27 protein-coding genes and 4 tRNA genes are annotated in these 26,595 nt (G+C 63.1%); 19 read left to right on the top strand and 12 right to left on the bottom strand.

Annotation, left to right across the window (positions count from 1 at the left end; translation table 11 throughout):
• The first annotated feature begins 208 nt into the window (after nt 1–208).
• The 14 genes from bamA to GGR38_RS07780 all read left to right on the top strand — a co-directional run bounded on the left by bamA (nt 209) and on the right by GGR38_RS07780 (nt 12,714).
• Entirely contained in the window at nt 209–2,944 is a 2,736-nt protein-coding gene (gene bamA / locus GGR38_RS07845; protein WP_183624293.1) for an outer membrane protein assembly factor BamA, read from the top strand.
• Complete coding sequence (locus GGR38_RS07840; RefSeq protein WP_183624291.1) at nt 2,944–3,621, top strand: OmpH family outer membrane protein; 678 nt, start codon at nt 2,944–2,946, stop codon at nt 3,619–3,621. The genes bamA and GGR38_RS07840 overlap by 1 nt, the downstream gene beginning before the upstream one ends.
• A 21-nt stretch (nt 3,622–3,642) precedes the next feature.
• Nucleotides 3,643–4,122 (top strand): 3-hydroxyacyl-ACP dehydratase FabZ, encoded by a 480-nt coding sequence (gene fabZ / locus GGR38_RS07835; RefSeq protein WP_183624289.1) that lies wholly within the window; start codon nt 3,643–3,645, stop codon nt 4,120–4,122.
• 90 nt (nt 4,123–4,212) lie between these two features.
• Nucleotides 4,213–4,446, top strand: coding sequence for a 50S ribosomal protein L31 (gene rpmE, locus GGR38_RS07830; protein ID WP_172338864.1), 234 nt, complete (start codon nt 4,213–4,215; stop codon nt 4,444–4,446).
• Nucleotides 4,447–4,642: 196 nt separating this feature from the next.
• Nucleotides 4,643–4,719, top strand: a tRNA-His gene (locus GGR38_RS07825).
• Between the two features lie 186 nt (nt 4,720–4,905).
• Nucleotides 4,906–5,664, top strand: coding sequence for a heme ABC transporter permease CcmC (gene ccmC / locus GGR38_RS07820; protein WP_183624287.1), 759 nt, complete (start codon nt 4,906–4,908; stop codon nt 5,662–5,664).
• The gene (locus GGR38_RS07815) at nt 5,664–5,804 is read left to right on the top strand and encodes a hypothetical protein (protein ID WP_183624279.1); all 141 of its coding nucleotides are present in this window, start codon (nt 5,664–5,666) and stop codon (nt 5,802–5,804) included. The genes ccmC and GGR38_RS07815 overlap by 1 nt, the downstream gene beginning before the upstream one ends.
• Nucleotides 5,805–5,807: 3 nt before the next feature.
• On the top strand, nt 5,808–6,254 hold the full coding sequence (gene ccmE / locus GGR38_RS07810) for a cytochrome c maturation protein CcmE (protein WP_183624277.1): 447 nt from the start codon (nt 5,808–5,810) through the stop codon (nt 6,252–6,254).
• A gap of 12 nt (nt 6,255–6,266) precedes the next feature.
• Nucleotides 6,267–8,261: a cytochrome c-type biogenesis CcmF C-terminal domain-containing protein gene (locus GGR38_RS07805; RefSeq protein ID WP_183624275.1), complete on the top strand. Its 1,995-nt coding sequence runs from the start codon at nt 6,267–6,269 to the stop codon at nt 8,259–8,261.
• Nucleotides 8,258–8,809, top strand: coding sequence for a DsbE family thiol:disulfide interchange protein (locus tag GGR38_RS07800; protein WP_183624273.1), 552 nt, complete (start codon nt 8,258–8,260; stop codon nt 8,807–8,809). Before GGR38_RS07805 ends, GGR38_RS07800 begins: the two co-directional genes overlap by 4 nt.
• Nucleotides 8,809–9,228 carry a cytochrome c-type biogenesis protein gene (locus GGR38_RS07795; RefSeq protein ID WP_183624271.1) on the top strand — a complete coding sequence of 140 codons (420 nt, stop codon included), beginning with the start codon at nt 8,809–8,811 and terminating at the stop codon, nt 9,226–9,228. Before GGR38_RS07800 ends, GGR38_RS07795 begins: the two co-directional genes overlap by 1 nt.
• Entirely contained in the window at nt 9,225–9,932 is a 708-nt protein-coding gene (locus GGR38_RS07790) for a tetratricopeptide repeat protein (RefSeq protein ID WP_183624269.1), read from the top strand. Before GGR38_RS07795 ends, GGR38_RS07790 begins: the two co-directional genes overlap by 4 nt.
• Before the next feature lie 104 nt (nt 9,933–10,036).
• Nucleotides 10,037–11,959, top strand: coding sequence for a potassium transporter Kup (locus tag GGR38_RS07785; protein WP_425497046.1), 1,923 nt, complete (start codon nt 10,037–10,039; stop codon nt 11,957–11,959).
• A gap of 134 nt (nt 11,960–12,093) precedes the next feature.
• The gene (locus GGR38_RS07780) at nt 12,094–12,714 is read left to right on the top strand and encodes a superoxide dismutase (protein ID WP_183624267.1); all 621 of its coding nucleotides are present in this window, start codon (nt 12,094–12,096) and stop codon (nt 12,712–12,714) included.
• Between the two features lie 227 nt (nt 12,715–12,941).
• Here the strand turns inward: GGR38_RS07780 and GGR38_RS07775 are convergent, their stop codons facing one another.
• The 8 genes from GGR38_RS07775 to GGR38_RS07740 form a co-directional block, all read right to left on the bottom strand.
• Nucleotides 12,942–13,580, bottom strand: coding sequence for an inner membrane-spanning protein YciB (locus GGR38_RS07775; RefSeq protein WP_183624265.1), 639 nt, complete (start codon nt 13,578–13,580; stop codon nt 12,942–12,944).
• Nucleotides 13,577–14,506 carry a signal recognition particle-docking protein FtsY gene (ftsY, locus tag GGR38_RS07770; protein ID WP_183624263.1) on the bottom strand — a complete coding sequence of 310 codons (930 nt, stop codon included), beginning with the start codon at nt 14,504–14,506 and terminating at the stop codon, nt 13,577–13,579. The genes GGR38_RS07775 and ftsY overlap by 4 nt, the downstream gene beginning before the upstream one ends.
• Nucleotides 14,503–15,693, bottom strand: coding sequence for a tRNA (N(6)-L-threonylcarbamoyladenosine(37)-C(2))-methylthiotransferase MtaB (mtaB, locus tag GGR38_RS07765; protein WP_183624261.1), 1,191 nt, complete (start codon nt 15,691–15,693; stop codon nt 14,503–14,505). The genes ftsY and mtaB overlap by 4 nt, the downstream gene beginning before the upstream one ends.
• Nucleotides 15,690–16,502: a diaminopimelate epimerase gene (dapF, locus tag GGR38_RS07760; RefSeq protein WP_183624259.1), complete on the bottom strand. Its 813-nt coding sequence runs from the start codon at nt 16,500–16,502 to the stop codon at nt 15,690–15,692. The genes mtaB and dapF overlap by 4 nt, the downstream gene beginning before the upstream one ends.
• Nucleotides 16,503–16,543: 41 nt before the next feature.
• Nucleotides 16,544–18,241, bottom strand: a complete 1,698-nt coding sequence (locus tag GGR38_RS07755; RefSeq protein ID WP_183624256.1) for a putative bifunctional diguanylate cyclase/phosphodiesterase — start codon at nt 18,239–18,241, stop codon at nt 16,544–16,546.
• 196 nt (nt 18,242–18,437) lie between these two features.
• A tRNA-Pro gene (locus GGR38_RS07750) sits at nt 18,438–18,514 on the bottom strand.
• Between the two features lie 160 nt (nt 18,515–18,674).
• Nucleotides 18,675–20,207 carry a methyl-accepting chemotaxis protein gene (locus GGR38_RS07745; protein ID WP_183624254.1) on the bottom strand — a complete coding sequence of 511 codons (1,533 nt, stop codon included), beginning with the start codon at nt 20,205–20,207 and terminating at the stop codon, nt 18,675–18,677.
• Between the two features lie 3 nt (nt 20,208–20,210).
• Nucleotides 20,211–20,543: a hypothetical protein gene (locus GGR38_RS07740; RefSeq protein ID WP_183624252.1), complete on the bottom strand. Its 333-nt coding sequence runs from the start codon at nt 20,541–20,543 to the stop codon at nt 20,211–20,213.
• Between the two features lie 153 nt (nt 20,544–20,696).
• Here GGR38_RS07740 and thyA point away from each other — a divergent pair, with 153 nt between their 5' ends.
• The 4 genes from thyA (at nt 20,697) to GGR38_RS07720 (ending at nt 22,664) form a co-directional block, all read left to right on the top strand.
• Nucleotides 20,697–21,665, top strand: coding sequence for a thymidylate synthase (gene thyA / locus GGR38_RS07735; RefSeq protein ID WP_246404331.1), 969 nt, complete (start codon nt 20,697–20,699; stop codon nt 21,663–21,665).
• 12 nt (nt 21,666–21,677) lie between these two features.
• Nucleotides 21,678–22,271, top strand: a complete 594-nt coding sequence (locus GGR38_RS07730; RefSeq protein WP_183624250.1) for a YdeI/OmpD-associated family protein — start codon at nt 21,678–21,680, stop codon at nt 22,269–22,271.
• A gap of 205 nt (nt 22,272–22,476) precedes the next feature.
• A tRNA-Asp gene (locus GGR38_RS07725) sits at nt 22,477–22,553 on the top strand.
• Nucleotides 22,554–22,587: 34 nt separating this feature from the next.
• A tRNA-Asp gene (locus GGR38_RS07720) sits at nt 22,588–22,664 on the top strand.
• A gap of 89 nt (nt 22,665–22,753) precedes the next feature.
• On the opposite strand, the gene GGR38_RS07715 is transcribed toward GGR38_RS07720, so the two are convergent.
• The 4 genes from GGR38_RS07715 to GGR38_RS07700 all read right to left on the bottom strand — a co-directional run bounded on the left by GGR38_RS07715 (nt 22,754) and on the right by GGR38_RS07700 (nt 24,420).
• Nucleotides 22,754–22,969, bottom strand: coding sequence for a DUF2842 domain-containing protein (locus GGR38_RS07715; protein ID WP_183624248.1), 216 nt, complete (start codon nt 22,967–22,969; stop codon nt 22,754–22,756).
• Nucleotides 22,969–23,550: a 5-formyltetrahydrofolate cyclo-ligase gene (locus GGR38_RS07710; protein ID WP_343059036.1), complete on the bottom strand. Its 582-nt coding sequence runs from the start codon at nt 23,548–23,550 to the stop codon at nt 22,969–22,971. The genes GGR38_RS07715 and GGR38_RS07710 overlap by 1 nt, the downstream gene beginning before the upstream one ends.
• 331 nt (nt 23,551–23,881) lie before the next feature.
• The gene (locus tag GGR38_RS07705) at nt 23,882–24,199 is read right to left on the bottom strand and encodes a cell division protein ZapA (RefSeq protein ID WP_183624244.1); all 318 of its coding nucleotides are present in this window, start codon (nt 24,197–24,199) and stop codon (nt 23,882–23,884) included.
• Nucleotides 24,196–24,420 (bottom strand): hypothetical protein, encoded by a 225-nt coding sequence (locus GGR38_RS07700; RefSeq protein WP_183624242.1) that lies wholly within the window; start codon nt 24,418–24,420, stop codon nt 24,196–24,198. The genes GGR38_RS07705 and GGR38_RS07700 overlap by 4 nt, the downstream gene beginning before the upstream one ends.
• Before the next feature lie 195 nt (nt 24,421–24,615).
• On the opposite strand from GGR38_RS07700, the gene tkt reads away from it, so the two are divergent.
• The gene (gene tkt, locus GGR38_RS07695) at nt 24,616–26,589 is read left to right on the top strand and encodes a transketolase (protein WP_183624240.1); all 1,974 of its coding nucleotides are present in this window, start codon (nt 24,616–24,618) and stop codon (nt 26,587–26,589) included.
• Nucleotides 26,590–26,595 lie beyond the last annotated feature (6 nt).

The following is a 26,595-nucleotide window of genomic DNA, read 5'->3' as shown; positions in this document are numbered from 1 at the left end:
GCATGACGCGCAAAAGGGATGCTGTTTCGGCCGGTTCGTCCGGCCCATGAAACGGGCAAACACGGGGACCGTGCAGCTGGCCGCCTGAGGGGGGTCGATTGTCGGGGGCGCATTGACCGGTCGGGTGACCGACGGTTGCTAATGGATGGGAAGTACCGTGTCGAAGATGGATCGGAATATGGCTTTCGGGCAGGCAAATACGGATAAGATGACGCGCCTGGGCCAGATCGGCATGGCCTTGCTGGGCACGACGATCTTGGCGGGCGCGCCTCAGATGGCAAGCGCGGTCGAGCGTCCGGCGCAAAAGTCCGCCGCTGCGGCCACGGCTGCTGCTCCGGCGGCCAAGCCTGCTGCCACTCCTGCGGCAACCCCAGCGATTGCCGCCCAGCCGGTGGCCACGGTGGCGGCCGAGCCGATCCTGTCGCTGACGGTTGAGGGCGCGCAGCGTCTCGAACCCGATACGGTCCTGTCCTATATCCAGATGCGCGCGGGCCAGCCCTACAGCGAGGCCGCCGCCGACCAGGCGCTCAAGGATCTGTACGCCACTGAATTGTTCGCCGACGTTTCGGTGCGCAACGATGCCGGGCGCGTGGTGATCACGGTTAAGGAAAATCCGGTCATCAACCGCATCGTGCTTGAGGGCAACAAGCACCTCAAGGAAGACAAGATCAATCCGGAAATCAAGCTGGCCCCGCGCCAGATCTTTACCCGGTCCAAGGTCCGCGCGGACGTGTCGCGCATCATCGAGCTGTACAAGCGTCAGGGCCGTTTCGCCGCGACGGTGGAGCCCAAGATGGTGCGGCTGGACCAGAACCGCGTCGATATCGTCTTTGAAATCAACGAAGGCCCCAAGTCCAAGGTTCGCCAGATCAACGTGATCGGCAATGACCATTTCAGCATCAAGGAAATTGAAGCTGCGATGATCACCAAGACCGCGCGGCCTTTGCATATCTTCCGCTCGAACACGTCCTATGACCCGGACAAGCTGGCCTATGACCAGCAGAAGCTGCGCCAGTTCTATCTGACGCAGGGCTATGCCGATTTCCGCGTGGTCTCGGCCGTGGCCGAACTGACGCCCAACAAGCGCGACTTCATCATCACCTATGTGGTCGAAGAAGGTCAGCGCTATAAGTTTGGCGATGTGAAGGTCGAAAGCCAGCTTCGCGACTTTGACGGCGCCCAGTTGGCCAAGCAATTGCCGATGAAGAAGGGCCAGTGGTACAACGCCAAGCTGGTCGAAGACACGATCGACAAGATGAACGAGACGGTCGGCGTGTTCGGCTATGCCTTTGCCGACGCCCGCCCTGATTATCAGCGCGACGCCAAGAATCTGGAAATGGGCGTCACCTTCAACCTTCAGGAAGCGCCGCGCGTTTATGTCGAGCGGATCGACGTGAACGGCAACACGCTGACGCAGGACAAGGTGGTGCGCCGCGAATTCCGTCTGGCCGAGGGCGATGCCTTCAACTCGGTGCAGGTGAAGCGTTCGACCAACCGCATCAAGAGCCTTGGCTATTTCCAGGAAAAGTTCGAGGTCAAGCAGGTCAACGGATCGGCGCGCGACCGCATCATTCTGGAAGCCAACGTCGAGGAAAAGCCGACCGGCGAATTGCAGCTCTCGGCCGGTTACTCCAGCCTTGAAAGCTTCATCTTCCAGGCCTCGATCCGCCAGAACAACTTCCGCGGGCGCGGTCAGACCATCGGCCTGTCGGGTTCGGTCTCGCGCTATTCGAAGAGCCTCGTGCTGTCGTTTACCGAACCCTATCTGATGGACAAGAATGTCTCGATGGGCATCGACATCTATCGGCGCGATTATAATAACTACAACTATTACAGCAGCAACACCTCTACCACTTACAGCAACTCGACCATCGGTTTTCAGGGGCGCCTTGGCTTCCCTGTGACCGAATACATGTCGCTGGTGGGTCGTTACACGTTGAACTATGACAATGTGTCGCTGTCCAAGTCGCAGTTTTACACGGTGAATGCCTCTGGCGTTAATGCTTGTAACCCGCTGCTGGCGGGTCGCTATCTTTGCGATGCGGAAGGCAAGCGTCTGTCCTCGATTGTTGGCGCTTCGCTGATCTATGACAATCTGGACAATCGCGTGCGTCCGACGCGCGGTCGTTCGGGCTCGCTGGGCGTCGATTTCGCCGGGCTTGGCGGTGATGTGCGCTATGCGCGTCTGCGCGCCAATGCCTCGCAATTCTATCCGCTGGGCAAGGGCTTCATCTTCTCGATGAAGGGCGAAGCGGGCGCGATCAAGGCGCTCAGCAGCCGCAATGTGAGCGGGGTGGATGACGTCTATCTGACCGACCGCTTCTATCTTGGCGAACCGCAGATGCGCGGCTTCGACATTCGCGGCATCGGCCCGCGCGTGGTGCGCAAGCCTTATACGACCGACAGCACCGGGGCCTATGTCCTGACCACGGACAAGAATTCTTGGACGCAGGACGCGGTCGGCGGCAAATATTACTATCTGTTCCATGCCGAGGTCGAAATTCCGCTGGGTTCGGGCGCCAAGGAAATGGGCATCCGTCCCTCGATCTTCCTTGATGCGGGCGCGGTTTGGGGCATCACCAAGCCCACGCTTCAGGATTCGACGGCGATCTGCGGCTATGTGGGTTGCTCGATCTTTGTGCCGACCCGCGATACCACGGGTAATGCGCTGTATTATCAGACCAACACCGATGGCAGCGTGGTCACCACGACCAACAAGACCAACACCGCGACGGGCGCCGCCAACACCGCAATTGGCAGCAATATCAGCCCGTTCAAGGAATTCTATTACGGCGACAGCCCGCGTCCGCGTATCGCGATCGGCGTTGGCTTTAACTGGAATTCGCCCTTCGGCCCGTTCCGCATCGACATTGCCAAGTCGCTGCTGCACGAAGAGGGCGACGACACCAAGACCTTCCAATTCAACGTGGGAACGCAGTTCTGATGAAAACTTTTGCCAAGATTATCGCTCTGGCCGCGCTGGCTGGTATTTCGCAGGCTGCCATGGCTGCTCCGGCTGCCAAGCCCGCTGCGGCTGCTCCGGCAGCGTCGGCGAGTGCCGGCGTGAACGGCGTGGCTGTGGCCAACCTCGACGCTGTCGTCGCCAATTCGCTGGCCTTCAAGAAGGCGCAGGCTGACCGCGAAGTGACCTACAAGGCTCAGCTTGACGCCGCCAAGTCGAAGGAAGCTGCGCTCAACGCCCAGATCAAGCCGATCGTGGACAAGTTCCAGAAGGATCGTGCGGCTCCGGGCGCCAATGTGAACGCTCTGGCCGCCGCTGCTCAGCAGCAGGTTCAGCAGATCCAGGAGCAGGGCAAGGCCGAGATCGAAAAGATCGTCGAGCCGGTTCGTCTGTCGGACGCCTATGTGCTTGAGCAGATCATGGACAAGCGCGCCGCTGCTGTTCAGTCGGCGATGAGCAAGGCCGGCGTCACGCTGCTGCTCAACCCCGAAGCGATTCTGGCCGCGACCAACGCTTACAATCTCAACCAGCAGATTCTGACCGAGCTGAACACCTCGCTGCCTTCGGTTCAGATCGTGCCGCCCGCTGGCTGGCAGCCGCGCGAAGCTCGCGAAGCCGCCGCTCAGCAGCAGCAGGCTCCGGCCAACGAGAGCCGCTAAGGAAAGAGTGAGGGGGATAGGATGAGCGACGATACTGCCGCAGCCGCGGCGCCGCTGACATACGACATTCGCAAGGTTCTGGCGGCGCTGCCTCATCGTTACCCCTTGCTTCTGGTGGATCGGGTTGCCGCGCTGAACATTGGCGAGGACATCCATGCGGTGAAGGCCGTCTCGTTCAACGAGGCGTTCTTTCAGGGCCATTTCCCCGGCCGCCCGATCATGCCCGGCGTGCTTCAGATCGAAGCGCTGGCGCAGGCGGCGGCCATTCTGGCCATTGAGACTCTGGAACTGGCCGGCAGCAACAAGCTGGTCTATTTCATGAGCATTGAGGACGCCAAGTTCCGCTCTCCTGTCGAGCCGGGCGTACTGCTTGATCTCAAGGTGGGCTTTATCCAGAAGCGCGCACGTGTGTGCAAATTCTGGGGCAAGGCGGAAATTGACGGGAAGGTGACCTGCGAGGTCAATTTCACCGCGATGATCGCCGATCCGCCCAAGGATTGATTCAACTGGACAAGCAGGCGGCGCGCGTCTATGCGCGCCGCTTCTCATTCAGGCCGGTCGGAACCGGCCGTTTTTGCGAAAGTGAATGCCATGGCCAAGGCTAACATCCATCCCGACTACCACTTCATCAACGTGCAGATGACCGACGGCACCGTTTTCCAGACCCGTTCTACCTACGGCAAGGAAGGCGACACGCTGGCTCTGGACATCGACCCGACCTCGCACCCGGCATGGACCGGCGGTAACGCCCGTCTGCTGGATCAGGGCGGCCGCGTGGCGCAGTTCAACAAGCGCTTTGGCGGGCTTTCGCTCACCAAGAAGTAAGCGTTTTACGGGGCGCGGCGGGCCTGCACCGGCCTGTCGCGCGCCTGCTCTGCCAAATGGCGTGAGCGAATATGGCGGGTGTGGGAAAAATTTTCACAGAAAGTGAAAATAACTCTTTCCATCTCCGCCAAGCTGGTGCAAAGGGCCGCTCCCGGCAGGGACGGCGCGGTTGAAAAACCCCGCAAAAAATAGAGTGGCGATTATAGCTCAGTTGGTTAGAGCGCCGGTTTGTGGTACCGGAGGTCGAGGGTTCGAACCCCTTTAATCGCCCCATTTTTTCAAAGCAGCAGCGGCCTTGGCGGGCCGCTTTTTTATTGCCCTTTCTGCTTTTTATCGCCCTTCCTATACGCGTAAAAACCATGGTGCTGGCCCCATGGCCCCCTTGCCGCGCGCGATGCGGCCTGCCAAAGCAAGGGCGCGCGCCGAAAGGGTCGGCGCTTTTGCGGTTATTGATCGGTCATGCACGGTTTTGCCAATCCCGCCCGTTTCCTGCGCATCGCCCGCTGGGCCACGCCGCTTTGTCTGTTGCTGGGGCTGGTGCTGGCCGCATGGGCGCTGGTGTGGGGGGTGTTCTTTGCCCCCGCCGATGCGCTTCAGGGCGATACGGTGCGAATCGTTTACCTGCATGTGCCCACCGCCTGGCTGGGTATGGGCGGGTGGAGCGCGATTGCGATCGCCAGCTTTACCGAAATCGTCTGGCGCCACCCGCTGGCCGGGATTGCCGCGCGGGCCGTGGCGCTGCCGGGCGCGGTGTTTACGGCGCTGTGCCTGATCACCGGTTCGATCTGGGGCCGCCCGGCATGGGGCACATGGTGGGTTTGGGATGGTCGGCTGACCTCGATGCTTGTGCTGCTGTTCCTCTATTTCGGCTATATGGCGCTCGACGCCGCCGCACGGGGCAGCCAGCAGGCAGGGCAGGGGCAGAGCCGCATCACTGCCATTTTCGGCCTTGTGGGGGCCGTTAACATCCCCGTGATCCATTATTCGGTCACATGGTGGAACAGCCTGCACCAACCGCCCAGCATCACCATGGGCAAATCGGCCATGGCGGCCGATTTCCTCGTGCCGCTGCTGATCGCCACGGTGGGCTTCTCGCTGATCTTTGGCGGGATCGTCATGGCGCGGATGCGCACCATTCTGGCCGATGAACAGGCCGAGGCGCGTTTGCGTCGCAAGGCCATGCGGGCGCAGGCCCCGGCCGTCGGGGAGGCTTGGTAATGACCGAGGCATTTGACCAATGGCAATTCGTGATCGCCGCCTATGCATTAGGGGGCGCGACAACATTGGGTCTTGCGGCCTATAGCTGGCTGGCGATGCGCCGGGCCGAGGCACGCCGCGACAAAGTACGCGAGGGTTAAGGCATGGCGGTTCGGGCCAAACATCAACGTCTGGTTTTGCTGGGCATCGCGCTGGTCGCGCTGATCGGGGCGGGTTTGCTGGCGACATGGGCGCTGCGCAGTCAGGCCAGCTATTTCTATGTTCCCGCCGATATGGCCGCCAATCCGCCGGAATCGGACCGCGCAGTGCGCCTTGGCGGCATGGTCGAGCGCGGCAGCATGAAGAATGCGCCCGACGGCGTGACGGTCAATTTCATCGTTTCGGATGGCAAGGCGCGTATTCCGGTGCGCTTCGCGGGCATCCGCCCCGCGCTGTTTGTCGAGGGCAGCGGCGTTGTGGCCGAGGGCAAGCTGGGCCGCGACGGCATTTTCGTGGCCGACAATCTGCTGGCCAAGCACGATGAAAAATACGTGCCGCGCGAGATGAAAGATATGCAGCAGGCCCGTAAAGCCATCGAAAACACCAAGTGAGGATTTCCCCCCGTGCTTCCTGAAATCGGTTTGGGCCTGTTGTGGCTGGCGGCGGCACTGGCCGGTCTGCAATTGCTGGCGGGCGGATTGTCGCTGAGCGCCAATGGCGGCGGCATGGCGGGCATCGTGCGCCCGGTGGCGATCGTGCAAGGCATTTTGGCCGCCGCCGCGCTGGGCATCCTGATCTGGCTGTTCGTGCAGACCGATCTGTCGGTTAAACTGGTGGCGGAAAACAGCCATTCGGCCAAGCCTCTGATGTACAAGATCGCGGGGACTTGGGGGAATCACGAGGGCTCGATGCTGCTCTGGGTGACGGTGATGGGGCTGGGCGGGGCGTTTGTCGCTGCCGTTGAGCGCCGCCTGCCCGAACCCACGATGATGGCGACGCTGGCCGGACAGGCCTTTGTCAGCCTCGGTTTCTATGCGTTCCTGCTGTTCGCCTCCAATCCCTTTGCGCGGCTCTATCCGGCGCCGGAGGATGGCAATGGGCTTAACCCGCTGCTGCAGGACCCCGGCCTCGCGTTCCATCCGCCCACGCTTTATCTGGGCTATGTCGGGCTTTCGATCGCGTTTTCCTTTGCCATCGGCGCGCTGATCACGCGTCAGGTCGGGCCTGATTTTGCCCGTGCGATGCGGCCTTGGGTGCTGGGCGCGTGGATCTTCCTGACCGTGGGCATCACGGCGGGCAGCTATTGGGCCTATTATGTGCTGGGCTGGGGCGGCTGGTGGTTCTGGGACCCGGTCGAGAATGCCTCGCTGATGCCATGGCTGGCGGCGACTGCCTTGCTGCATAGTTGCAGCGTGCTGGCCGCGCGCAATGCGCTGCGGGCGTGGACGGTGATGCTGGGCGTGGTGGCGTTCTCGATGTCGATGGTCGGCACCTTCCTTGTGCGTTCGGGCATCCTGACCTCGGTTCATGCCTTTGCGGTCGATCCGCGCCGGGGCGGGTTCATTCTGGCCTTGCTGGCGATCTATATCGGCGGGGCCTTGCTGCTCTTCGCCCTTCGCGCCGCCACCGTAACCGAGGGCGAGCGCTTTGCCATCATCAGCCGCGAGGGCGCGCTGGTGTTCAACAATGTCATGCTTTCCTCGATCCTTGGCATTACGCTGATCGGCACGCTCTATCCGCTGTTCACCGAGGCGATGGGGACCAAGGTTTCAGTTGGCCCGCCCTATTTTACGCCGGTTTCGGCGATGTTTGCGGTGCCGATGTTTGTTGTGCTGCTGTTTGGGCCGATGCTGCGCTGGCGACGGGACAAGTTTTCGCGCGTGTCGGGCGTGTTGGCGCTGCCGCTGGTGGTGGCGCTGATCGCGGGGGGCTGGGCCTTTGGCGCGGGCGTGCGCCATGTGCTGCCGCTGCTGGGGCTGGCGTTGGGGCCGGCGCTGGTGGTGGCCAGTGTGCTGCCGCTGCGGGGCCGTTCGGTGCTGCGTGCGCCGCTCAGCCTGTGGGGCATGGTGATTGCCCATGCGGGGATTGGCGTGGCGCTGTTCGGCATGGCCTCGGACAGTGCGTTTACGGTTGAAAAGCTGGTCGCCGCCAAGGTCGGCGAGGTGCAGCAGGTTGGCCCGTGGAGCATCAGGCTGGCCGAGGTGGCGCCGATTGCCGGGCCGAACTGGACCGCGATGGAGGGCGTGTTGAAGGCGCGCTATGACGGCGGGGCAGAAGTGACGCTGCGCCCGCAATCGCGCACCTTCTGGGCGCCGCTTCAGACCAATGCGGTTTCGGCGCTGAAGGGCCGCTGGAATGGGCAGCTTTATACCGTGCTGGGCGATGAAACCGTGTCGGACAAGGGCGAGAGCCGCTGGCAATTGCGCCTCTGGTGGAAGCCCTATGTGCCGCTGATCTGGATCGGCGGGTTGCTGGTGGCGCTGGGCGGCGGTCTGGCTTTGCTCAGCCGCGTGGCGCAGGATCTGAAGCGCCGTCTGGCGCGGGCCAAGGGCGGTCATCGGCGCGATGAAGTGGCGGCTTTAGTCAAGACAGATGCGGCCAAGGGAGATGCGGCATGAGCAAGGACAATCCCGCCAAGGCCCCGCGCTGGGCGCTGTGGCTGCCTTTGGCGCTGTTTGCCGGTTTTGTCGCGCTGGTGGTGGTGGGGCTGGTCAAGCCCAAGAACACCGATATTGCCAGCCAGATGGTGGGCAAGCCTTTGCCCGCCTTTACCCTGCGCGCGGCGGCTGATGAACGGCCCGGTCTGGCCACTGCGGATTTCCAGACCGGCAAGCCGCAATTGCTGAACATCTTTGCCAGCTGGTGCATCCCCTGCCGCGCCGAGGCGCCGGTGCTGGAGGAATTGCGTCGTCAGGGCGTGACGATCAACGCCATCGCCATCCGCGACCACAAGGCCGATCTGGCCGCGTTTCTGGGGCAATATGGCAATCCCTATGCGCGGATCGGTGCGGATGACGTGTCGGCGGTGCAACTGGCCATCGGATCGAGCGGCGTGCCGGAAACCTTTGTCATCGATGGCAAGGGCGTGATCCGTTACCAGCATATCGGCGACATCCGCCCTGAGCAGATCCCCGACATTCTGCGCCTGCTCAAGGAGGCGCAGTGATGATTCGCGCGCTCCTTGCCGCTTTGGCGTTGATGATGGCCGCGCCCGTATGGGCCGACGATTCTATGCCGCCCGCGCCTTGGGCCTATCGCCAACTGCCCGATCCGGCGCAGGAGGCCAAGGCCAAGGCCTTGATGGAAACGCTGCGCTGTCTGGTTTGCCAGAGCCAGTCGATTGCCGATTCGGATGCCTCGATCGCGGGCGATATGCGCAGCCAAGTGCGCGAACGTATCGCGGCGGGCGAGGACCCGGAGGCAATTCGCGCCTGGCTGATCCAGCGCTACGGCGATTATGTCAGCTATGAGCCGCGCGTCAGCGCCGCGACATGGCCGCTGTTTGCCGCGCCTCTGCTGCTGGTGGCGCTGGCAGCGTTTTTGCTGCGAAAAAGGTTTACCAGCGGAACGGAGACTGAGGCATGACCTGGGTGGTTTTGATCGCGCTGGTGGTGCTGGTGCTGGCGGTTTTGCTGTGGCTGATGCGGCGGCGGCGTGAGGGCTGGGAGGCTGTGGCCGCAGCGCTGATGGTCGGTCTTGCCGGCTATGCGTTGCAGGGCCAGCCCGCGATGCCCTCGGCCATGAAGGCGCCGAGCAATCCGGCGGCGGGCAATGGCAAGGCTCTGGTTGAGGAGCGGCAGAAATTGTCGGGCGTGGACCCGACCAAGAATCGCTGGATCGTGCCGGGCGATGCGCTGGCAATGCATGGCCAATATGCCGAGGCGGCAACGGTTCTGCGCGGGGCGGTCGAGGCCGATCCCAAGAATGGCGATGCGTGGCTGGCGATTGCCAATGCGCTGGTCAGCCATGCCGAGGGCAATATTTCGCCCGCCGCGCTCTATGCCTTCCGTCAGGCGCAGAATGCCGATCCCAAGGCGCCCGGGCCGTCCTTCTTCCTTGGGCTGGCGATGGCGCGGGCGGGGCGTTTTGATGAAACACGCAGCCTGTGGGCCGATCTTGTGGCCAAGGCGCCCGCCGATGCGCCGTGGCGCGATGATATTGCCATGCGTTTGAAGCGTTTGGACGAATTGATGGCGATGCTGCGCCAGCGCGCGCAGGCCGAGGCCGCCGCCCCGCAAGGCGCGCCGATGGCGACCCCCATGGCCGCCCCCATGGCGGCGCCGCAATAAGCGATTGGGCAGCGCGGCGGGATGCAAACGGCTGTTGCCGGGGCATTGCCGCGCTGCTAATCGCCGGGCCTTGCCGCTTTTCGCGGCGACTCAGGGGCATAGGCATGATGCAGCCAGTGGCGCAGCCGGGCGAGACCGATAAGGTCGAACACTCTTCCACCCATCAAGGATCACATGGCGGCCTGCCCAAGCTGGCGCTGGGGGCGATGGGCGTGGTGTTTGGCGATATCGGCACCAGCCCGCTTTATGCGATGCGCGACACTTTTGCCGGGCATCACCGCCTGCCGCTCGACCAATTGCATGTTTACGGCATCATCAGTCTGATGTTCTGGTCGATGATGGTGATCGTGACGCTGAAATATGTGTCGATCATCATGCGCGCCGATAACCGGGGCGAGGGCGGGTCGCTGGCCCTGCTGGCTTTGGTGAACCAGCATATTTCGGGCAAGCGCTGGTCGGCGGGCATCGTGCTGCTGGGCGTGTTTGCCACCTCGCTGTTCTATGGCGATTCGATGATTACGCCCGCCGTTTCGGTGATGGGCGCGATCGAGGGTCTGGCCGTTTACGAGCCGGGCATGCATGGCGCCGTCGTGCCGATGGTGGTGGTGATTCTGATCGGCCTGTTTCTGATCCAGAGCCGCGGCACGGCCAAGGTTGCGGCCTTTTTCGGCCCTGTCATGCTGGTCTATTTCGCGGTGATCGCGGTTTTGGGCGTGATGAGCATTCTGGAGCATCCGGGCGTCATCGCCGCGCTCTCGCCCCATTTTGCCGCTGCGATGTTTGTGGCCGATCCGATGCGCGGCTTTCTGGCGATGGGTTCGGCGGTGCTGGCTGTGACGGGGGCCGAGGCGCTTTATGCCGATATGGGCCACTTTGGGCGCCCGCCGATTCGTCTGTCGTGGCTGGCAATCGTGCTGCCCTCGCTGGTGCTCAATTATCTGGGGCAGGCGTCCTTGCTGGTGCGCGTGGGCGCGCCTGCTCTGGCCAGCCCGTTCTATTTCCTTGCGCCTGAATGGTTCCAGTGGCCCTTGCTGGGTCTGGCCAGCCTGGCCGCGATCATTGCCAGTCAGGCGGTCATCACGGGCGCTTTCTCGGTGACGCAGCAGGCGATCCAGCTTGGCTTCATCCCGCGCATGTCGATCAAATATACCAGTGTGAACGCCGGGCAGATCTATATTCCCGTCATCAACTGGGCGCTGATGATCGCGGTGATCCTGCTGGTGTTCGTGTTCAAGGAATCGTCGAACCTGACGGCGGCCTATGGCATCGCGGTGACGGGCGCGATGATGATCGACAATTTCCTGCTGGCGGTGATGCTGTTCGTGGTGTGGAAATGGGCGAAATGGCTGGCGATCCCCTTGCTGGTGATCTTCACGTTGCTCGATTTCGGCTATCTGTCGGCCAACCTGACGAAGATCCCCGATGGCGGCTGGGTGCCGCTGGTGATGGGGCTGGCGATTTTCACCCTGCTCACCACTTGGTCCAAGGGGCGCGCGTTGATGCGGGCCAGCATGGCCGAGGGCACGATCCCCTTCGAGGTTTTCGCCAAGAGCGCCCATTCCAGCGCCCAGCGCGTGGCGGGCACGGCGATCTTCATGTCATCGACGCGGGGCGGGGTGCCTTCGGCGCTGCTGCATAATATCAAGCATAACAAGGTGCTGCATGAGCGCGTGGTCGTGCTGACCATCGCCATTCAGGATGTGCCGGTGCTGGAGGATGGCGAGCGGATCGAGATGAAGAATTTCGGTCAGGGCTTCTACAAAATGGCGATCAAGTTCGGCTTCCTTGAGGATACCGATGTGCCCTCCGCGCTCAAGGGCGTGACGCTGGACGGCGAACCGATCGACATGATGAAGACCAGCTTCTTCCTCTCGCGTCAGACTTTGATCGCTTCGTCCAAGCCGGGCATGGCGATCTGGCGCGAAAAGCTGTTTGCGTGGATGATGCGCAATGCGGCCTCCGCGATGGAATTCTTCCGCCTGCCCGTCAACCGCGTGGTCGAGCTGGGCAGCCAGGTGGAGATCTAAATAGCGGGGCGGGAAGGGTAAGCTTTCCCGCCCTACAGATTTTTTCGCTCTGCACGGTGGCCGATCCGCGCTTTGATGCCCATATACCGCCACAAGCCCCGGGCCGGGGATTCGCGATAACACAGGAGAAAGTCATGGCCTTCACTCTTCCCGAACTGCCCTATGCCAAGGACGCCTTTGGCACGGTCCTCTCGGCCGAAACCTTCGACTATCACCATGGCAAGCACCACAATGCCTATGTCACGCAGGCCAACGACCAGATCAAGGGCACCGATCTGGAAGGCAAGAGCCTGCTCGAAGTGATCGCGGCCGCCAAGGCTGCGGGCAACAAGAAGCTGTTCAACGCTTCGGCCCAGATCTGGAACCACACGTTCTACTGGCTCGGCCTGTCGCCGGAAAAGACCGCTCCTTCGGCTGAACTGCTGGCCAAGATCGACACCGATCTGGGCGGCCTCGACGCGTTTAAGGCCGCGATCAAGGCTGAAAGCGCCGGTCACTTCGCCAGCGGCTGGGGCTGGTTGGTGCTGGAAGACGGCAAGCTGAAGGTGACGAGCTATCACGACGCCGACACCCCGGTTGCCTATGAAGGCGTGAAGCCGCTCTTCACGCTCGACGTCTGGGAACACGCCTATTACGTCGACTATCGCAACCTGCGCCCGAACTACCTCGACGCGCTGCTCGACCATGTGAACTGGGCGTTCGTCGAAGCCAACCTTGATGGCGAAGGCGCAGCCCGCGCTGATCAGCAGGGGTAAAGGGGAGTTTTTCGCAGGGGGACTCGTCCCCCTGCACCCCGCACCCCCATTACTGATTTTGGAATGATCCTGAAGCCTCGTGCTTTGGGGCCAAAATAGAAAAGCCTGCGGCGCCTTCAAACAGCGCCGCAGGCTTTTCTATTTTCAACGCCGCGTCCGACACAAAATGCCGAAGCCCCAGCGCCACGCAGACAGTAACGGGAGCGCGAGGGACGAGTCCCTCGCATTCAATCCTCCTTGGAATCAGCTTCCTCCGCCCCCAACCCATGCTTCAACAGCATCGGCATCTGGGCAAAGGTGAAAAGGAAGGAGAGCGGCATAAACAGCCAGATCTTCATCGCCAACCAAGTGTCGAAATTGTGATTCGCCTGATTGTAGAAGTGGCGCAGCGCCTCGTTTAGCACCGCGAGGAACAGGAAGAACCAGCCCCAGTTGCGCGACAGCTTCATCCATCCCTCGTCGGACAGGCCCGCAAAGGCGTCCTCCAGCAGGATCTTGAGCAGCGCATGGCCGCGCATCAGCCCGATCAGCAAAGCCAGCCCGCTGGCGACATAGATCGCGGTGGGCTTGATCTGGACCCATGTGGCGTCATGCAGCAGCACCGTCAGCCCGCCAAAAAACACGACGAGGCCCGATGAAAGCCACAGCATCGGCCCGATCCGCCCCAGCCGCCATTTCGACACGACCAGCGCAATCAGCGTGGCGACGATAAACACCACCGTGCTCTTGGTGATGGCCACCACATCGCCGATTCCCGCTTCGCCGCCCGCCGGGCGTGATGCGCGATAGGCGAGGAAAAAGGCCAGCATCGGCCCATAATCGATAACGATATTGAGCCAGCCCGACTTCTTCTTCGTCGCGCTCATGCCGCCACCCCGGCGATCACGCGGGCCACAAGGTCCGGGTCAAAGGGGCGCAAATCGTCGATGGTTTCGCCCACGCCAATGGCATGGATCGGCAGGCCATATTGCTCGGCCGCCGCGACCAGAACGCCGCCGCGCGCGGTGCCGTCCAGCTTGGTCATCACCAATCCCGTCACGCCCGCCACTTCGCGGAAGACCTCGATCTGGGCCAGAGCATTCTGGCCATTGGTGGCGTCCAGCACCAGCACCACGTCATGGGGTGCGGCCGGGTTCAACCGGCCCAGCACGCGGCGAATCTTGGCCAGTTCGTCCATCAATTCGCGCTTGTTCTGCAAACGCCCTGCGGTGTCCACGATCAGCGCGTCAGTGCCCTTGTCGGTCGCGGCTTTCACCGCGTCAAACACTACGCTGGCCGGATCGCCGCCTTCGGGACCCTTGATGATCGGCACGCCCAAACGATCCGCCCAGACGCCCAATTGCCCGATGGCCGCCGCGCGGAACGTGTCGCCCGCCGCCAGCATCACCGCGTAATCCTGCTCCTGAAACAGATGGGCGAGCTTGGCGATGGTCGTGGTCTTGCCGCTGCCGTTGACGCCGATGACCAGCACGACATGCGGGCGCGGAAAGGCGGTGACGTCCAGCGGCTTGGCCACCGGGCGCAGGATCGCGGCGATTTCCTCGGCTACGGCGGCGCGGATCGCGGCTTCATCGACGCCATTGTCGAACCGCGTGGCCGCCAGACGTTCGCGGATGCGTGCCGCCGCACGCGGGCCAAGGTCGGACAGGATCAGCGCGTCTTCAAGGTCATCCAACTGATCCTCGGTCAGGCGCGCGGCCCCGCCCAGCAGACCGGCGATATTGCCCGTCAGTCGGTCGCTCGTTTTGGCAAAACCGCCCAGCAAACGGTCGGACCAGCTATCGGCACTCATGCCAGCATTCCTTCAAGCAAATATGTGGGTGTGATGGTGATGATGGCCCCGCGCGGCGCGCCGGCAGGCGCGCGAATGGAGGCGAAATTTTCCGCATGGCCCGTCCCGTCGCGCTCGACCAGAATGGTCTGGGGCCGCCCGAGCAGGCTTTCCTGCCATGCCTGACGCTGAAGCGCGACCGCCTCACGCAAGGCGGCGGCGCGGGCCAGCACCACCTCGCGCTCCACCTGCGGCATGCGCGCGGCGGGCGTGCCGGGGCGGGGGGAATAGGGAAAGATATGGCCATGGACGATGGCCAGTTCGGCAATGATCGACAGGTTCGCCTGATGTGCGGCCTCATCCTCGGTGGGGAAACCGGCGATGATATCGGCGCCGATGGCCATGTCGGGGCGCAGGGCCTTCAACCGCGCCACCAGATCCAGCGCATCGGCGCGGCTGTGGCGGCGCTTCATGCGTTTCAGGATCAGATCATCGCCATGTTGCAGCGAGAGGTGCAGATGGGGCATCAGCCGCGCTTCCCCGGCCAGCAGGTCGAACAATTCCTGATCGATCTCCACCCCATCGACCGAGGACAGGCGCAGGCGCGCCAACTCAGGCACCTCGCGCAGGATCGCGGCGACCAAGGCCCCCAGACGCAGCCCGAAATCCTGACCCCAAGAGGTGAGATCCACCCCCGTCAGCACCACTTCGCCCACGCCGCCCGCGACATGGGCGCGCACTTCGGCCACCACATCGGCCAGCGAGCGCGAGCGCGAAGGACCGCGCCCCTGCGGGATCACGCAGAAGGTGCAGGCATGATCGCAGCCGTTCTGCACCGCGACAAAGGCCCGCGTATGGCCCACCGAGCGCGCCGCCACCGGGGCCAGATCGGGCACATTCCACGCCCGCGCGTCCAGCTTTTCCGCATTGGCGATCAGCCCGTCCACCTCAGGCATGGCGGCAATGGCCTCGCGCTCGATTTCGGCGGCGCAGCCTGTCACCATCAGGCGCGCATCGGGGTTATTGCGGCGCGCGCGGCGGATGGCCTGCCGCGTCTGGCGCAGCGCCTCGGCCGTCACGGCGCAGGAATTGATGACCACCAGACCGGTTTCACCCGCCAGCATTGCCTGCATCCGCTCGCTTTCAGCCAGATTCATCCGGCAGCCCAGAGAGATGACTTCAACGCGCGAGACGGCCTCAACGCTCATGCGAGATAGTCGGAAAGCTCGAAGCTGCCACGGAAGGCTTCGGTGGCCGGACCCGTCATGGTAATGCGCCCATCCGTGCCCCATTCGATCACCAGCACGCCGCCCGGCAGCGTCACCTCTACCCGGCGGTCGACAAGGCCCCGGCGCATGGCGCCCACCGCCGTGGCGCAGGCCCCGGTGCCGCAGGCCAGCGTAATGCCCGAACCACGCTCCCACACGCGCAGCCGTATGGCGCTGCGCGAGGTGATGGTGGCGACATTGACGTTGATGCGCTGGGGGAACAGCGGATCATGCTCAATGATCGGGCCGATGCGGGCCAGATCGACGGCATCGGTGTCGGGGGTGAAAAAGATCACATGCGGATTGCCGACATTGACCGCCGTGGGGCCAACCAGATCTTCCCAGCCCACCGGCATGGTGAGCGTATCCATGGCAAAGCCCAGCGGAATCGCATCCCAGTCAAAGCGCGGCACGCCCATATCGACGCTGATCCCCGCCTCGCTCGGCTCGGTCGTCAATATGCCGCCCAGCGTTTCGATCCGGGCGGGGCGGCCATGCAGCAGGCCGACCGCGCGACTGGCATTGCCGCAGGCGCCGCTTTCGCTGCCATCGGCATTGAAGAATCGCATGCGGAAATCGGCCACGTCCGACCCGTCCAGCACGACCAGTTGGTCGCAGCCGATGCCGGTGTGGCGGTTGGCCAGCGCGGCGGCCAGCGTGGTGGTGATTTCGGGCAGGGCTTCGCTGCGCCCATCAAGGACGACGAAGTCATTGCCCAGCCCGTGCATCTTGACAAAACCTATGCGCATGGGCCGCGCTCTATGCCTGTTGGCGCCTCAGGTCCACCCTTTTAGGCGGTGCGGAGCCACTCTTGCGGCATAGTTGATGGCTGGGTCGATGGTGCGGGCTCGGCTTGACGGCTGCTGGCCAGCGAAACGTCATGGGCGTGGGGCGCCAGCAGGGCGCGTTCGGCCAGAAATTCGCGGGTGGCCTGTGCGTCCTGAGGCTTGCCGTAGAGATAGCCCTGGCCTTTGAAGCTGCCCAAAGACTGCAGGCTTTCGAGCAATTCGGCCGATTCGACCCCTTCGGCCGTGATCGGCAGGCCAAGGCCCTTGCCCAGCAGCGCGATGGTTTCCACGATGGTGCGGCTGTCGGAATCCTCCTGCATGGCCAGCACGAAGCTGCGGTCGATCTTGATCCGGTCAAAGGGCAGCTTGCGCAGTTGGGCAAAGGAGGAATAGCCGGTGCCGAAATCATCGAGGCTGATCGTGATGCCCTGATTGCGCAGCGAGGTGACGAGCGCCTGAACCACGGCGATATTCTGGTGCAGGCTGGTTTCGGTGATTTCCACCTCAAGCCGCTGGGGCGGGAATTGCGCCTCGACCAGCAGCTTGAGCAGCTTTTGCGCAAACCACGGATCGCGCAATTGCAGCGGCGAGATATTGACCGAGAGCGTGAGGCGCGGATCCCATTCGCGCGCATCGCGCAGGGCCTGACGGATCAGCGATTCGGACATTTCGGCGATCACGCCGATTTCCTCGGCAATCGGGATGAACACGTCCGGCCCGATCAGGCCAAAGGTGGGCGAATGCCAGCGCGCCAGCATTTCAAAGCCCAGCACCTCGCCCGTGGCCAGATCGACCTGTTGTTCATAATAGGGCACGAATTCGCCCGCAGGGATTGCCTCGCGGATCGCCAGTTCCAGTTCGCAGCGATAGCGCAATTCGGTTTCCAGCGATTCCTCGAACCACAGTGGGGCAGGGCGTGCCTGCTTCTTGGCATGAAACAGCGCGACTTCGGCCAGATGCAGCAGGCCATTGGCGTCGATCGGCGCATTGCCCAGCCGGTTCTGGCGATCGCCGCTGGCCAGCCCCACGCTGGCGCTCAGCCGGTGGCTTTCCAGCTTGCGGTCCATCGTGGCCAGCATGGCGTCGGCAATATGATCGACGCGTTCGGGATGGCCCGGCGTAAAGGGGATGACACAGGCGAATTCATCGCCGCCCAGCCGCGCCAGCAGGGCCTCGGGCGGCAGGAGCGCCTCGATCCGCTGGGCCGTGTCGGTCAGCAGGAGATCGCCGCCATGCGTGCCGATCTTGTCATTGATGACCTTGAAGTCATTGATGTCGAGCATCACCAGCGCCGCCGTTTCGCCGCGTTCGCGCAGAGTCGCCAGCAACTGATTGGCGCGCGGGGCAAAGGAATGGCGGTTAAGGCAGCCGGTCAGCGGATCGGTCTGCTCCATCTGGCGGGCCAGATCTTCGGCCTGACGCCGCGCGACCACTTCGCCATGCAGATCCTGATACCGGCGCCAGCCAAAGATGACGAGCGCGATGTTAAGCAAAAGCGCATTGGTCAGCAGTTGATCCGGGCCAAGCCCGATGCCGCTGGCCCGCGCCCAAACCTGCGACAGCGCCTTGCCGCCGATGGCGGCGACCATGCAGGTTGCCGTGACCGCAATGGCCAGCGCGAGCATATCATTGCGCGCGGACCGTGAGGGCCGAGCGTCTGGCTGTGAATTGGCCCGCTGGATCTTGGCAATGACGGACATGGATATGGCTTGCCCCTGAAGCGCGAAATTGGATGAAATCTAGGATCAGGTTGTAAAATTTGCGTTAATAATTGTCGCGGCGGCGGGGAGGCTGGCCGGGGTGGGACGGGCCGCGCAGAGGGCGAATATATCGCGCGCAAAGAAAAAGGCGGCCCTAAGGCCGCCTTATCCTGTATCTCTCGTAAAAGAGAGAAAATGGTCGGGGAAAGAGGATTCGAACCTCCGGCCCCTGCCTCCCGAAGACAGTGCTCTACCAGGCTGAGCTATTCCCCGACCGGAGCGGCTCTCTAAGAGCGCCGCTGGGCAGGAGGGCGCCTATATAGGGGGGTATTCGGGTTGGCAAGCGGCAAGTGGCAAGTTTTTTCAAAAACCGATGCATTTTTTCAGAAAACCGCAGAAATCCCGGCTTTTCAAAATCTTTCACTGGGCGAATTTACGCCGCCAGCCCCAAACGGCCCCCGGAATGCCCCCCCGAACCCTCGCCGCTGAACCGCCCGACGGCGTTGATCAGCACATTGGTTTCGCCCGAAAGCGCCTGCAGCGCGGCGTTGCTTTCCTCGACCATGGCGGCGTTTTGCTGGGTCGATTGGTCAAGGATGCGGAAGGTGTCGCCCACCTGTGAAAGATCCTCGGCATTGCTGTGGGCCGCATCGGCAATCGCGCCCACGGCTTGCGCGATCTGGCCGATCTGGCCGATGATGCCTTGCAACGCCTCGCCGGTCTGGAGCACCTGCGCCACACCTTCGGAAACCTGATGGGTGGATGTGTCGATCAACTGCTTAATACCATTGGCCGCGTCCGCGCTGCGCTGGGCCAGCGCGCGCACTTCATTGGCGACAACCGCAAAGCCCTTGCCCGCATCGCCCGCGCGAGCGGCCTCGACCCCGGCGTTCAGCGCCAGCAGGTTGGTCTGGAACGCGATGCCGTCGATCAGGGTGATGATCTGGCGAATCTCCTGCGCGGATTTTTCGACCAGTTCCATCGTCGCCATCGCGCGGCTGACGACATGCTGGCCGTCATTGGCGCTTTGCTGGGCCTGATCCAGCGCGGCATTGACCGAGGCGGCGCTCTGGGCGGTATCGCGCGCGGCCTCGACAAGGCGCTGCATGGTCGATCCGGCTTGCTCGACGCGGGCGGCCTGTTGCTCGGTCCGCATGGCCAGATCGTTGCTGGCGGTGCGGATTTCGGCCGACCCGGCCTGAATGACGCTGGAGGCGCGCGAAACCTGGCTGACCAATGCGGCCAGATCGCCCACCGAACGGTTGAAATCCTCGCGCAGTTCCTCGAACTGGGTCGGAAAGCGGCGGTTGAGCCGGTGGGCCAGATCGCCGCGCGCCAGCGCCTGCATCGCGGCACCGATTTCCTCGACCACTTCGCGCCGCTCAGCCTCGACGCTTTCACGCTCGCGCTCGGCGGCAAGGGTGATGCGCTCCTTTTCCTCCTGCGCGGCCTCCTGCTGGATCATCACCTGCGACAATTTCTGCACAAGCGCGATCAGAACCCCGGTTTCCACCAGCAGGATCACCGCATGCAGCACCACGCGAAAGAAATCACCGGTGGCGCCAAACACCAGCGAAGGCGCAATATAGCTGAGCAGCAGGTGATGGAGCGCCGTGACCACGGTTGCCGCAATGATAGGGCGCCAGTCGACCAGAACGGGCAGCATCGCGATCAGCGCAAAGAAGGTCATGTGCAGATCGACCTGCCATGTGGCGCCGCTCCATTGATAGAGCAGCACCGCGCTGAACAGGGGCAGGGTGGCGCCCATGGCGATGCGCGCCACCGCGTCATCCTTGCCCGACATCATCAGCAAGGTCGGCACCGCCACCAGCCCCAGCGCCAGCAGGACCGGGGTAAAGCCCGAACCGGCGATCATGCTGCCGATCAGCACCAGAATGGTGATCAGCCAGCATACGCCCACAAGGGCTTTCATCCCCAGATGACGCAGATTGATAATTTCATGCATGGCTCATCCTTGGCGATTGGCAGATGGAAAGTTCGAAGGAGACTGGCAAAGTGAGGAGGGCACGGCGAAAACCAGCGCCCCCGCGCCCAGCGCGGAGAAAGGCGTATACTGGCGGCCCCCGATCAGGATCAGGCTGCCCTTTGCGATGCCCCGGCCCGTCAGGGGCAGGCCCTGCGCTTTGGCCCAAAGGGCGGCCCCGGCGCTGTGTCCCGGCAAAGGCAGCACCAGCACCGCCATCCCGGCCCGCGGCCAAAGTGCGATCAGCGGCGCCAGCAACAGCACCAGGGCCAGTTGGGCGATGGCCAATTGCCGATAGGGAAGGATAACGGATCTCAACGCGGGCAACCCATGAGAATGAGGGATATTTGCCCGTTTTACCCGGTAGACTTTGGCATTTCGCACGGAGGTATTACGCAAACACCCCTAGATGGCTTGGGGCTAGATAGAGCGAGGCGATTGCCGGTGGCTTTCGGCGCGGGGCGGCGTTAGATGAGGGGCATGCAGACCGACAGTTCTAACGCTCAGCGTCCCAACACTCTCCGGCATTGGGAATGGCAATATCTCGATCTGATGCGCCAGATCTGGGAAACGGGCGATGAGAGGCGTGATCGCACGGGCGTGGGTACGCGGTCATTGTTTGGCGCGACGATTCGCTGTGATCTGTCCGATGGGCGCATGCCGCTGGTCACCAGCAAGCGGGTGTTCTGGAAAACGGCGACGCGCGAATTTCTGTGGTTCCTGACCGGCGACACCAATATCCGCGCGCTCTGTGCGCAGGGGGTGGAAATCTGGACCGATTGGCCGCTGGCGCATTATCGGCGCGAGACGGGGGATCAGATTACCCGCGAGGATTTTTCCGCGCGCATCGTGGCTGACGCGGAATTTGCTGCGCGCTGGGGCGATCTTGGCCCGGTCTATGGCAAGCAATGGGTGAACTGGCCGACCTATGAGCCAGTAGGCGATGGGCTTTACCGGCTGGGGCAGGGAATCAATCAGGTCGCTGATCTGGTCCATGCCCTGAAAACCAATCCGGGCAGCCGCCGCCATATCGTCGAAGGCTGGAATGTGGCCGAGGTGGACGCGATGGCGCTGCCGCCTTGCCACAAGACCTATCAGTTCCATGTGGCCGATGGGCGCCTGTCGGGCATCCTGTATCAGCGCAGCGCGGATCTGGCGCTGGGCGTGCCGTTCAATCTGTGGAGCGCGGCGCTGTTCGTGCGGCTGCTGGCGGCGCAGGCCGGGCTGGAGCCGGGCGAGCTGGTGTGGATGGGGGGCGATGTGCATCTCTATCTCAACCATGGCGATCTGGTCGAGGAGCAGTTGAAGCGCGTGCCCTCGGGCGAGCCGAAGCTGGCGATTACGCCGCGGGCGCAGAGCATCTTTGATTACCGGATCGAGGATTTCTCGGTTCTCGACTATGCCCCGCAGGCCAAATTGGGAGCGCCCGTCGCTGTGTAAAAGGGAGAGCAAATGGATCAGAGAATCGATGCCTATATCGCGGCCGCGCCCGATTTCGCGCGGCCGATCCTGACCCATTTGCGCCGCGCGGTGCATGAGGCTGTGCCGGGGCTGGGCGAGACGATCAAATGGTCGATGCCCCATTTCACGCTCAATGGTAAGAATCTGGCCGGGATGGCGGCGTTTAAGGCGCATTGCGCCTTTGTGATCCATGGCGCGGGGCGTCAGGGGGCCGAGGAAGGCCGTGGTGATGATGGGCTGGGCGCCTATGGCAAGATCGCCAGTATGGATGACCTGCCCGATGCCGATACGTTTCGGATGCGATTGATGGAGGCCGCGCAGGGCCTGTCGGGCGCAAAGAAGCCCGCCCGCGCGCCCAAGGCGCCCAAGGCGGAGATCGCTGTTCCTGACGATCTGACGGCGGCTCTGGCGGAGAATGCGGCGGCCGACGCGGTGTTCGCCGCTTTCGCTCCGTCGCATCGGCGCGATTATCTGGAATGGATTGTCGAGGCCAAAGCGCCCGCCACCCGCGCCCGCCGTATCACTCAGGCGGTAGAATGGATGGCGGAAGGGAAAAGGCGCAATTGGAAATACGAAAAGTGCTGATTTATCGGCATTAGTCTGTGGATAAATCGCATTGTCATGCGCCGGAAACAGATTCGTGGCAGAGATTACAGGCTGTTCACCGCGTGAAAACCCTGAAAAACCGGGGCTTGGGCAAAAGCATGTTCAAGCCTGTTGACAGGTCGCCCCTCCCAACGTAGAGGCCGCGTCACCCAAGGGGCGCTGCCCCGAAGGAAACACGAAGTGAGCGGGTGTAGCTCAGTTGGTTAGAGTGCCGGCCTGTCACGCCGGAGGTCGCGGGTTCGAGCCCCGTCACTCGCGCCACTTCATGGTTCCTTGCGAGGCCCAAGCATATTGCGCGGGTGTAGCTCAGTTGGTTAGAGTGCCGGCCTGTCACGCCGGAGGTCGCGGGTTCGAGCCCCGTCACTCGCGCCACCTTGGGTCCATTCCTTGGAATGGTATCAAAAAGGCCCGGTCCCAAGCGGATCGGGCCTTTTTTGAGTTTGGATAAAACGCCGGGGGAATTAACCCCAGCGCCCGGTCTCCATCCAGATCAGGAATCGCCGCAAGGGCAGCAGCCAGACCACGCCCAGCACGACATAGACCGGCATTTGCCCCAGCGCAGGCCATGGCGCGATCCACGGCGCGATATAACGCGCCACCAGCGCCGCATAGACCGCCAGCCCGATCAGCAGCAGCAGCAGGCCCGCCGGAATGCGCCACGTAGGCTCTTTGCGCATCAGATATCTCCGTAAAGGCGGGTGGGGGTGATCACCGCGCGCAGGGGCATATCATGGGGCTCTGCGGGCAGGCTGTCCACCTTCTGGCAATCCCATGCCAGCCCCAGCGCCATCACCCCCGGATTCGCGCCCAGCCAGCGGTCATAATGCCCGCCGCCTTGCCCCAGTCGCAGGCCCTCGGCGGTAAAGCCGACCAGCGGCACGAAGGCGACATCGGGAAACAGCTCCTCCGCAGTGGCGGAGGGCTGGAGCGCGCCATAGGGGCCGGTTTCGAGGCCTTCGTCGGCAAACGGATCGTTCCATGCGCGAAACTGCATCGGCGCGCCCACGGCGGCAAACCACGGCAGGGCGATTCGCCGGTCATTCTCGGCAAACCATTTGGCGTAGGAGCGCGTCGGCGCCTCACCCGAAATGGCATGATAGAGGCCCACCACCGAGCCTGCGCCCGCCACCGCCGCCACTGCGCCGGGCGGGCGCAGGAACAAAAGGGCGGACATGGAGGCAGGCAGGGCGTTCACATGCTCGCGGCGCAGGCGGCGCAAACGGGCGCGCAGGGATTTTTTGTCGGTCAAGGTCTGCACTTTCGGCCTGTGCCGTCCCGCTCCTCCGGCGCAGCTACCTTCAGTACAATCTGGGTGGCTGGGCCGGGGGAGCGGGACGGCACAGCAAGCCCAACGCGAAGGCGTTGGGCGGACCCAACAAATAAAGGGTGACGGGACCACCATGGGCCGTTGCCGGGAAATCCTCTGACGCCTCGACGTCAGGTGGGGACCATGTACCAGAGGCCAGAGCCAGTGGCAGGGACAGCCCCCTAGGATTGCTTATAGCCTCAGGGATTTTCATGCGGCTCGCACCGGGCAGTACCCGTCATTCACCTATTTAGGCGCTATGGTGCGATTTCTCAAGGGCTAGTTAGAAAAGTCCTTCGACCGATGCGGCCAGTTGTTCGAGCCTTGCGGCCACGGCATCCAGCCTTTCGCCCAGCGCGGGATCGGCTGGCGGCGTATCGGGCGCGCCCTGATCGGCCTGCTGGCGCAATTCCTGCACCTCGTCGGCCAGCAGGAGCGCGGCAAAGAGCATCGAGCGCACTTCGCTCTGATTCGTGGTGCCGGGCAGAGCGTCCATCTTCTCCTCGATGATGCGGCCCAGCAGGCGCACATGATCTTCCTCGCCCGGCGAGCAGGCAACCGCATAATCGCGCCCGCCGATCATCAGATCGACCCGGCTCATGATTTTTGCACCCGTGCGATCAGCCCATCGAGGGTGGAGAGCGCATCGCCTACCTTTTCGCGCAGGATTTCGTGGCGCACTTCAAGCTGGGCGGTCTGACCGGCGGCCTCAAGGCGCGCTTGCCCAGCGCGCTGGGCAGCATGGGCAATCCGGTCCAGCGCGGCCTCGATCCGGTCGAGGGCGGGGTTGATCGGGGCGGGGTCGGTTTCACTGCTGGCCATCACCGGCAAAGGCCTAGCGCAATAATTTTGCCCTTGCAAAGCCCGCTGCGGCCCAAATGACAACGGTTGCGGCGATTTCCATGCCATTTTGGCCCCGCGCAGAGGTTGACGCAGGCCCCCCTGTCCGCAATGGAGGCGGCGCGAATCGCACGCCAATGTGCCTGTGCATACCTATTCGGAGCTTTCGAAAGCATCATGAGCATTACCGCCCCCCGCCTGCAAAACATGGCCAACGCCATCCGTGTGCTCTCGATGGATGCGGTTCAGGCCGCCAATTCGGGCCATCCCGGCATGCCGATGGGCATGGCCGATGTTGCCACGGTCCTGTTTTCGAAATTCCTGAAGTTCGATCCGGCCCAGCCGCGCTGGCCCGACCGGGACCGGTTCATCCTGTCGGCTGGCCATGGCTCGATGCTGATCTACAGCCTGCTGCATCTGACCGGCTATGAACAGCCCACGATCGAAGACATCAAGAATTTCCGCCAGCTGCACTCGGTTTGCGCCGGGCACCCGGAAAACTTCGAACTGCCGGGCGTGGAATGCACCACCGGTCCGCTGGGTCAGGGCCTTGCCATGTCGGTGGGCTTTGCCATTGCCGAGCGTCACCTGAACGCGCAGTTCGGCGATGATCTGGTCGATCACAAGACCTTCGTGATCGCGGGCGACGGCTGCATCATGGAAGGTATCAACCACGAGGCCATCGGTCTTGCCGGTCACCTCAAGCTGGGCCGTCTGGTCGTGCTGTGGGATGACAATCGCATCACCATCGACGGCGACACCGATCTGTCGACCAGTGAAGACGTGGCCGCGCGCTATACGGCGACCGGCTGGCATGTCGTGTCCTGCGACGGTCATGATTTCGTTGACATCGAACGCGCGATTGCCGAAGCGGTGGCTGATCCTCGCCCCTCGCTCGTCGCCTGCCGTACGATCATCGGCAAGGGCGCGCCCAATAAGCAGGGCGGCCATTCCGTGCACGGCTCGCCGCTGGGCGCGGCCGAAGTGGAAGCCGCACGCGGCGAACTGGGCTGGACGCTGCCTGCCTTTGAACTGCCCGCCGATGTGCTGGGCGACTGGCGCAATGTCGGCGCTCTGGGCAAGACGGCGGCGGTTGACTGGGCTGCGCGCGTGGCGGCCAGCGACAAGGGCGGCGAACTGCTGCGCCGCATGAACGGCGAACTGCCCGACCAGACCGAGGTGCAGGCCACGTTCGACGCATGGCTGGAAGGCAGCACCAAGGTCGCCACCCGCAAGGCCAGCGAAATGGCGCTGGAAGTGCTGACCGCGCATGTGCCCGAAATGGTGGGCGGCTCGGCCGACCTTACCGGCTCGAACCTGACCGTCACCAAGTCGACCAAGCCGTTCGGTCCGCAGGACTATTCGGGCCGCTATGTCTATTACGGCATCCGCGAATTCGGCATGGCCGCGGCCATGAACGGCATGGCGCTGCATGGCGGGATCATCCCTTATGGCGGCACTTTCCTCGTGTTTTCGGATTATTGCCGCAATGCCATTCGTATGTCGGCTTTGCAGCGGGCCAAGGTGGTCTATGTGCTGACGCACGATTCGATTGGCCTTGGCGAGGACGGTCCGACCCATCAGCCGATCGAACATGTGATGTCGATGCGCATGATCCCGAATCTGGAAGTGTTCCGCCCCGCCGACGTGATTGAAACCGCCGAGGCATGGCAATTGGCGATCGCCAATGAAGGCCGCCCCAGCGTGCTGGCTCTGACCCGTCAGAACCTGCCGCAATATCGCCATTCGGGTCCGAACCTGACGGCGAAGGGCGCCTATCGTCTTGAGGCCGCCGGTGCGGCGCGCAAGGTGGTGATCGTGGCGACCGGTTCGGAAGTTGAGATTGCGATGGCGACTCGCGCCGCGCTTGAAGCGCAGGGTGTGGGCGTCGATGTGGTCTCGATGCCTTCGATGAGCCGTTTCCTTGAACAGGATGCGGCCTACCGGGCTGATGTTCTGCCCGCCGATGTGCTGCGTGTCAGCATCGAGGCAGGTACGACCTTTGGCTGGGAACGTATTACGGGCCTTGACGGTCTGCGCTTTGGTATCGACACCTTCGGCGCATCGGCTCCGGCCCCGGCTCTTTATGACTATTTCGGTCTTACGGCTGAAAAGATTGCGCCGCAAATTCTTGCGGCACTCCAGAACTAACGAGGA

It is taken from the genome of Novosphingobium sediminicola, from assembly GCF_014196525.1.
GTDB classification, from domain to species: domain Bacteria; phylum Pseudomonadota; class Alphaproteobacteria; order Sphingomonadales; family Sphingomonadaceae; genus Novosphingobium; species Novosphingobium sediminicola.
Note: the sequence above shows the minus strand (reverse complement) of the source record. Positions and strands in the feature narration are given on the sequence as shown.

Excerpts from the sequence above, each read along its gene's own strand:
- fabZ (WP_183624289.1), top strand. The coding sequence starts at position 3,643 with ATGAGCGACGATACTGCCGCAGCCGCGGCGCCGCTGACATACGACATT.
- GGR38_RS07775 (WP_183624265.1), bottom strand. The coding sequence starts at position 13,580 with ATGAGCGCGACGAAGAAGAAGTCGGGCTGGCTCAATATCGTTATCGAT.
- GGR38_RS07705 (WP_183624244.1), bottom strand. The coding sequence starts at position 24,199 with ATGAGCCGGGTCGATCTGATGATCGGCGGGCGCGATTATGCGGTTGCC.
- rpmE (WP_172338864.1), top strand. The coding sequence starts at position 4,213 with ATGGCCAAGGCTAACATCCATCCCGACTACCACTTCATCAACGTGCAG.
- GGR38_RS07730 (WP_183624250.1), top strand. The coding sequence starts at position 21,678 with ATGGATCAGAGAATCGATGCCTATATCGCGGCCGCGCCCGATTTCGCG.
- tkt (WP_183624240.1), top strand. The coding sequence starts at position 24,616 with ATGAGCATTACCGCCCCCCGCCTGCAAAACATGGCCAACGCCATCCGT.
- bamA (WP_183624293.1), top strand. The coding sequence starts at position 209 with ATGACGCGCCTGGGCCAGATCGGCATGGCCTTGCTGGGCACGACGATC.
- thyA (WP_246404331.1), top strand. The coding sequence starts at position 20,697 with ATGAGGGGCATGCAGACCGACAGTTCTAACGCTCAGCGTCCCAACACT.
- ftsY (WP_183624263.1), bottom strand. The coding sequence starts at position 14,506 with ATGAGTGCCGATAGCTGGTCCGACCGTTTGCTGGGCGGTTTTGCCAAA.
- dapF (WP_183624259.1), bottom strand. The coding sequence starts at position 16,502 with ATGCGCATAGGTTTTGTCAAGATGCACGGGCTGGGCAATGACTTCGTC.
- GGR38_RS07795 (WP_183624271.1), top strand. The coding sequence starts at position 8,809 with ATGATTCGCGCGCTCCTTGCCGCTTTGGCGTTGATGATGGCCGCGCCC.
- GGR38_RS07785 (WP_425497046.1), top strand. The coding sequence starts at position 10,037 with ATGATGCAGCCAGTGGCGCAGCCGGGCGAGACCGATAAGGTCGAACAC.
- ccmC (WP_183624287.1), top strand. The coding sequence starts at position 4,906 with ATGCACGGTTTTGCCAATCCCGCCCGTTTCCTGCGCATCGCCCGCTGG.
- ccmE (WP_183624277.1), top strand. The coding sequence starts at position 5,808 with ATGGCGGTTCGGGCCAAACATCAACGTCTGGTTTTGCTGGGCATCGCG.
- GGR38_RS07840 (WP_183624291.1), top strand. The coding sequence starts at position 2,944 with ATGAAAACTTTTGCCAAGATTATCGCTCTGGCCGCGCTGGCTGGTATT.
- GGR38_RS07745 (WP_183624254.1), bottom strand. The coding sequence starts at position 20,207 with ATGCATGAAATTATCAATCTGCGTCATCTGGGGATGAAAGCCCTTGTG.
- GGR38_RS07800 (WP_183624273.1), top strand. The coding sequence starts at position 8,258 with ATGAGCAAGGACAATCCCGCCAAGGCCCCGCGCTGGGCGCTGTGGCTG.
- GGR38_RS07755 (WP_183624256.1), bottom strand. The coding sequence starts at position 18,241 with ATGTCCGTCATTGCCAAGATCCAGCGGGCCAATTCACAGCCAGACGCT.
- GGR38_RS07790 (WP_183624269.1), top strand. The coding sequence starts at position 9,225 with ATGACCTGGGTGGTTTTGATCGCGCTGGTGGTGCTGGTGCTGGCGGTT.
- GGR38_RS07700 (WP_183624242.1), bottom strand. The coding sequence starts at position 24,420 with ATGGCCAGCAGTGAAACCGACCCCGCCCCGATCAACCCCGCCCTCGAC.
- GGR38_RS07715 (WP_183624248.1), bottom strand. The coding sequence starts at position 22,969 with ATGCGCAAAGAGCCTACGTGGCGCATTCCGGCGGGCCTGCTGCTGCTG.
- GGR38_RS07815 (WP_183624279.1), top strand. The coding sequence starts at position 5,664 with ATGACCGAGGCATTTGACCAATGGCAATTCGTGATCGCCGCCTATGCA.
- GGR38_RS07780 (WP_183624267.1), top strand. The coding sequence starts at position 12,094 with ATGGCCTTCACTCTTCCCGAACTGCCCTATGCCAAGGACGCCTTTGGC.
- mtaB (WP_183624261.1), bottom strand. The coding sequence starts at position 15,693 with ATGAGCGTTGAGGCCGTCTCGCGCGTTGAAGTCATCTCTCTGGGCTGC.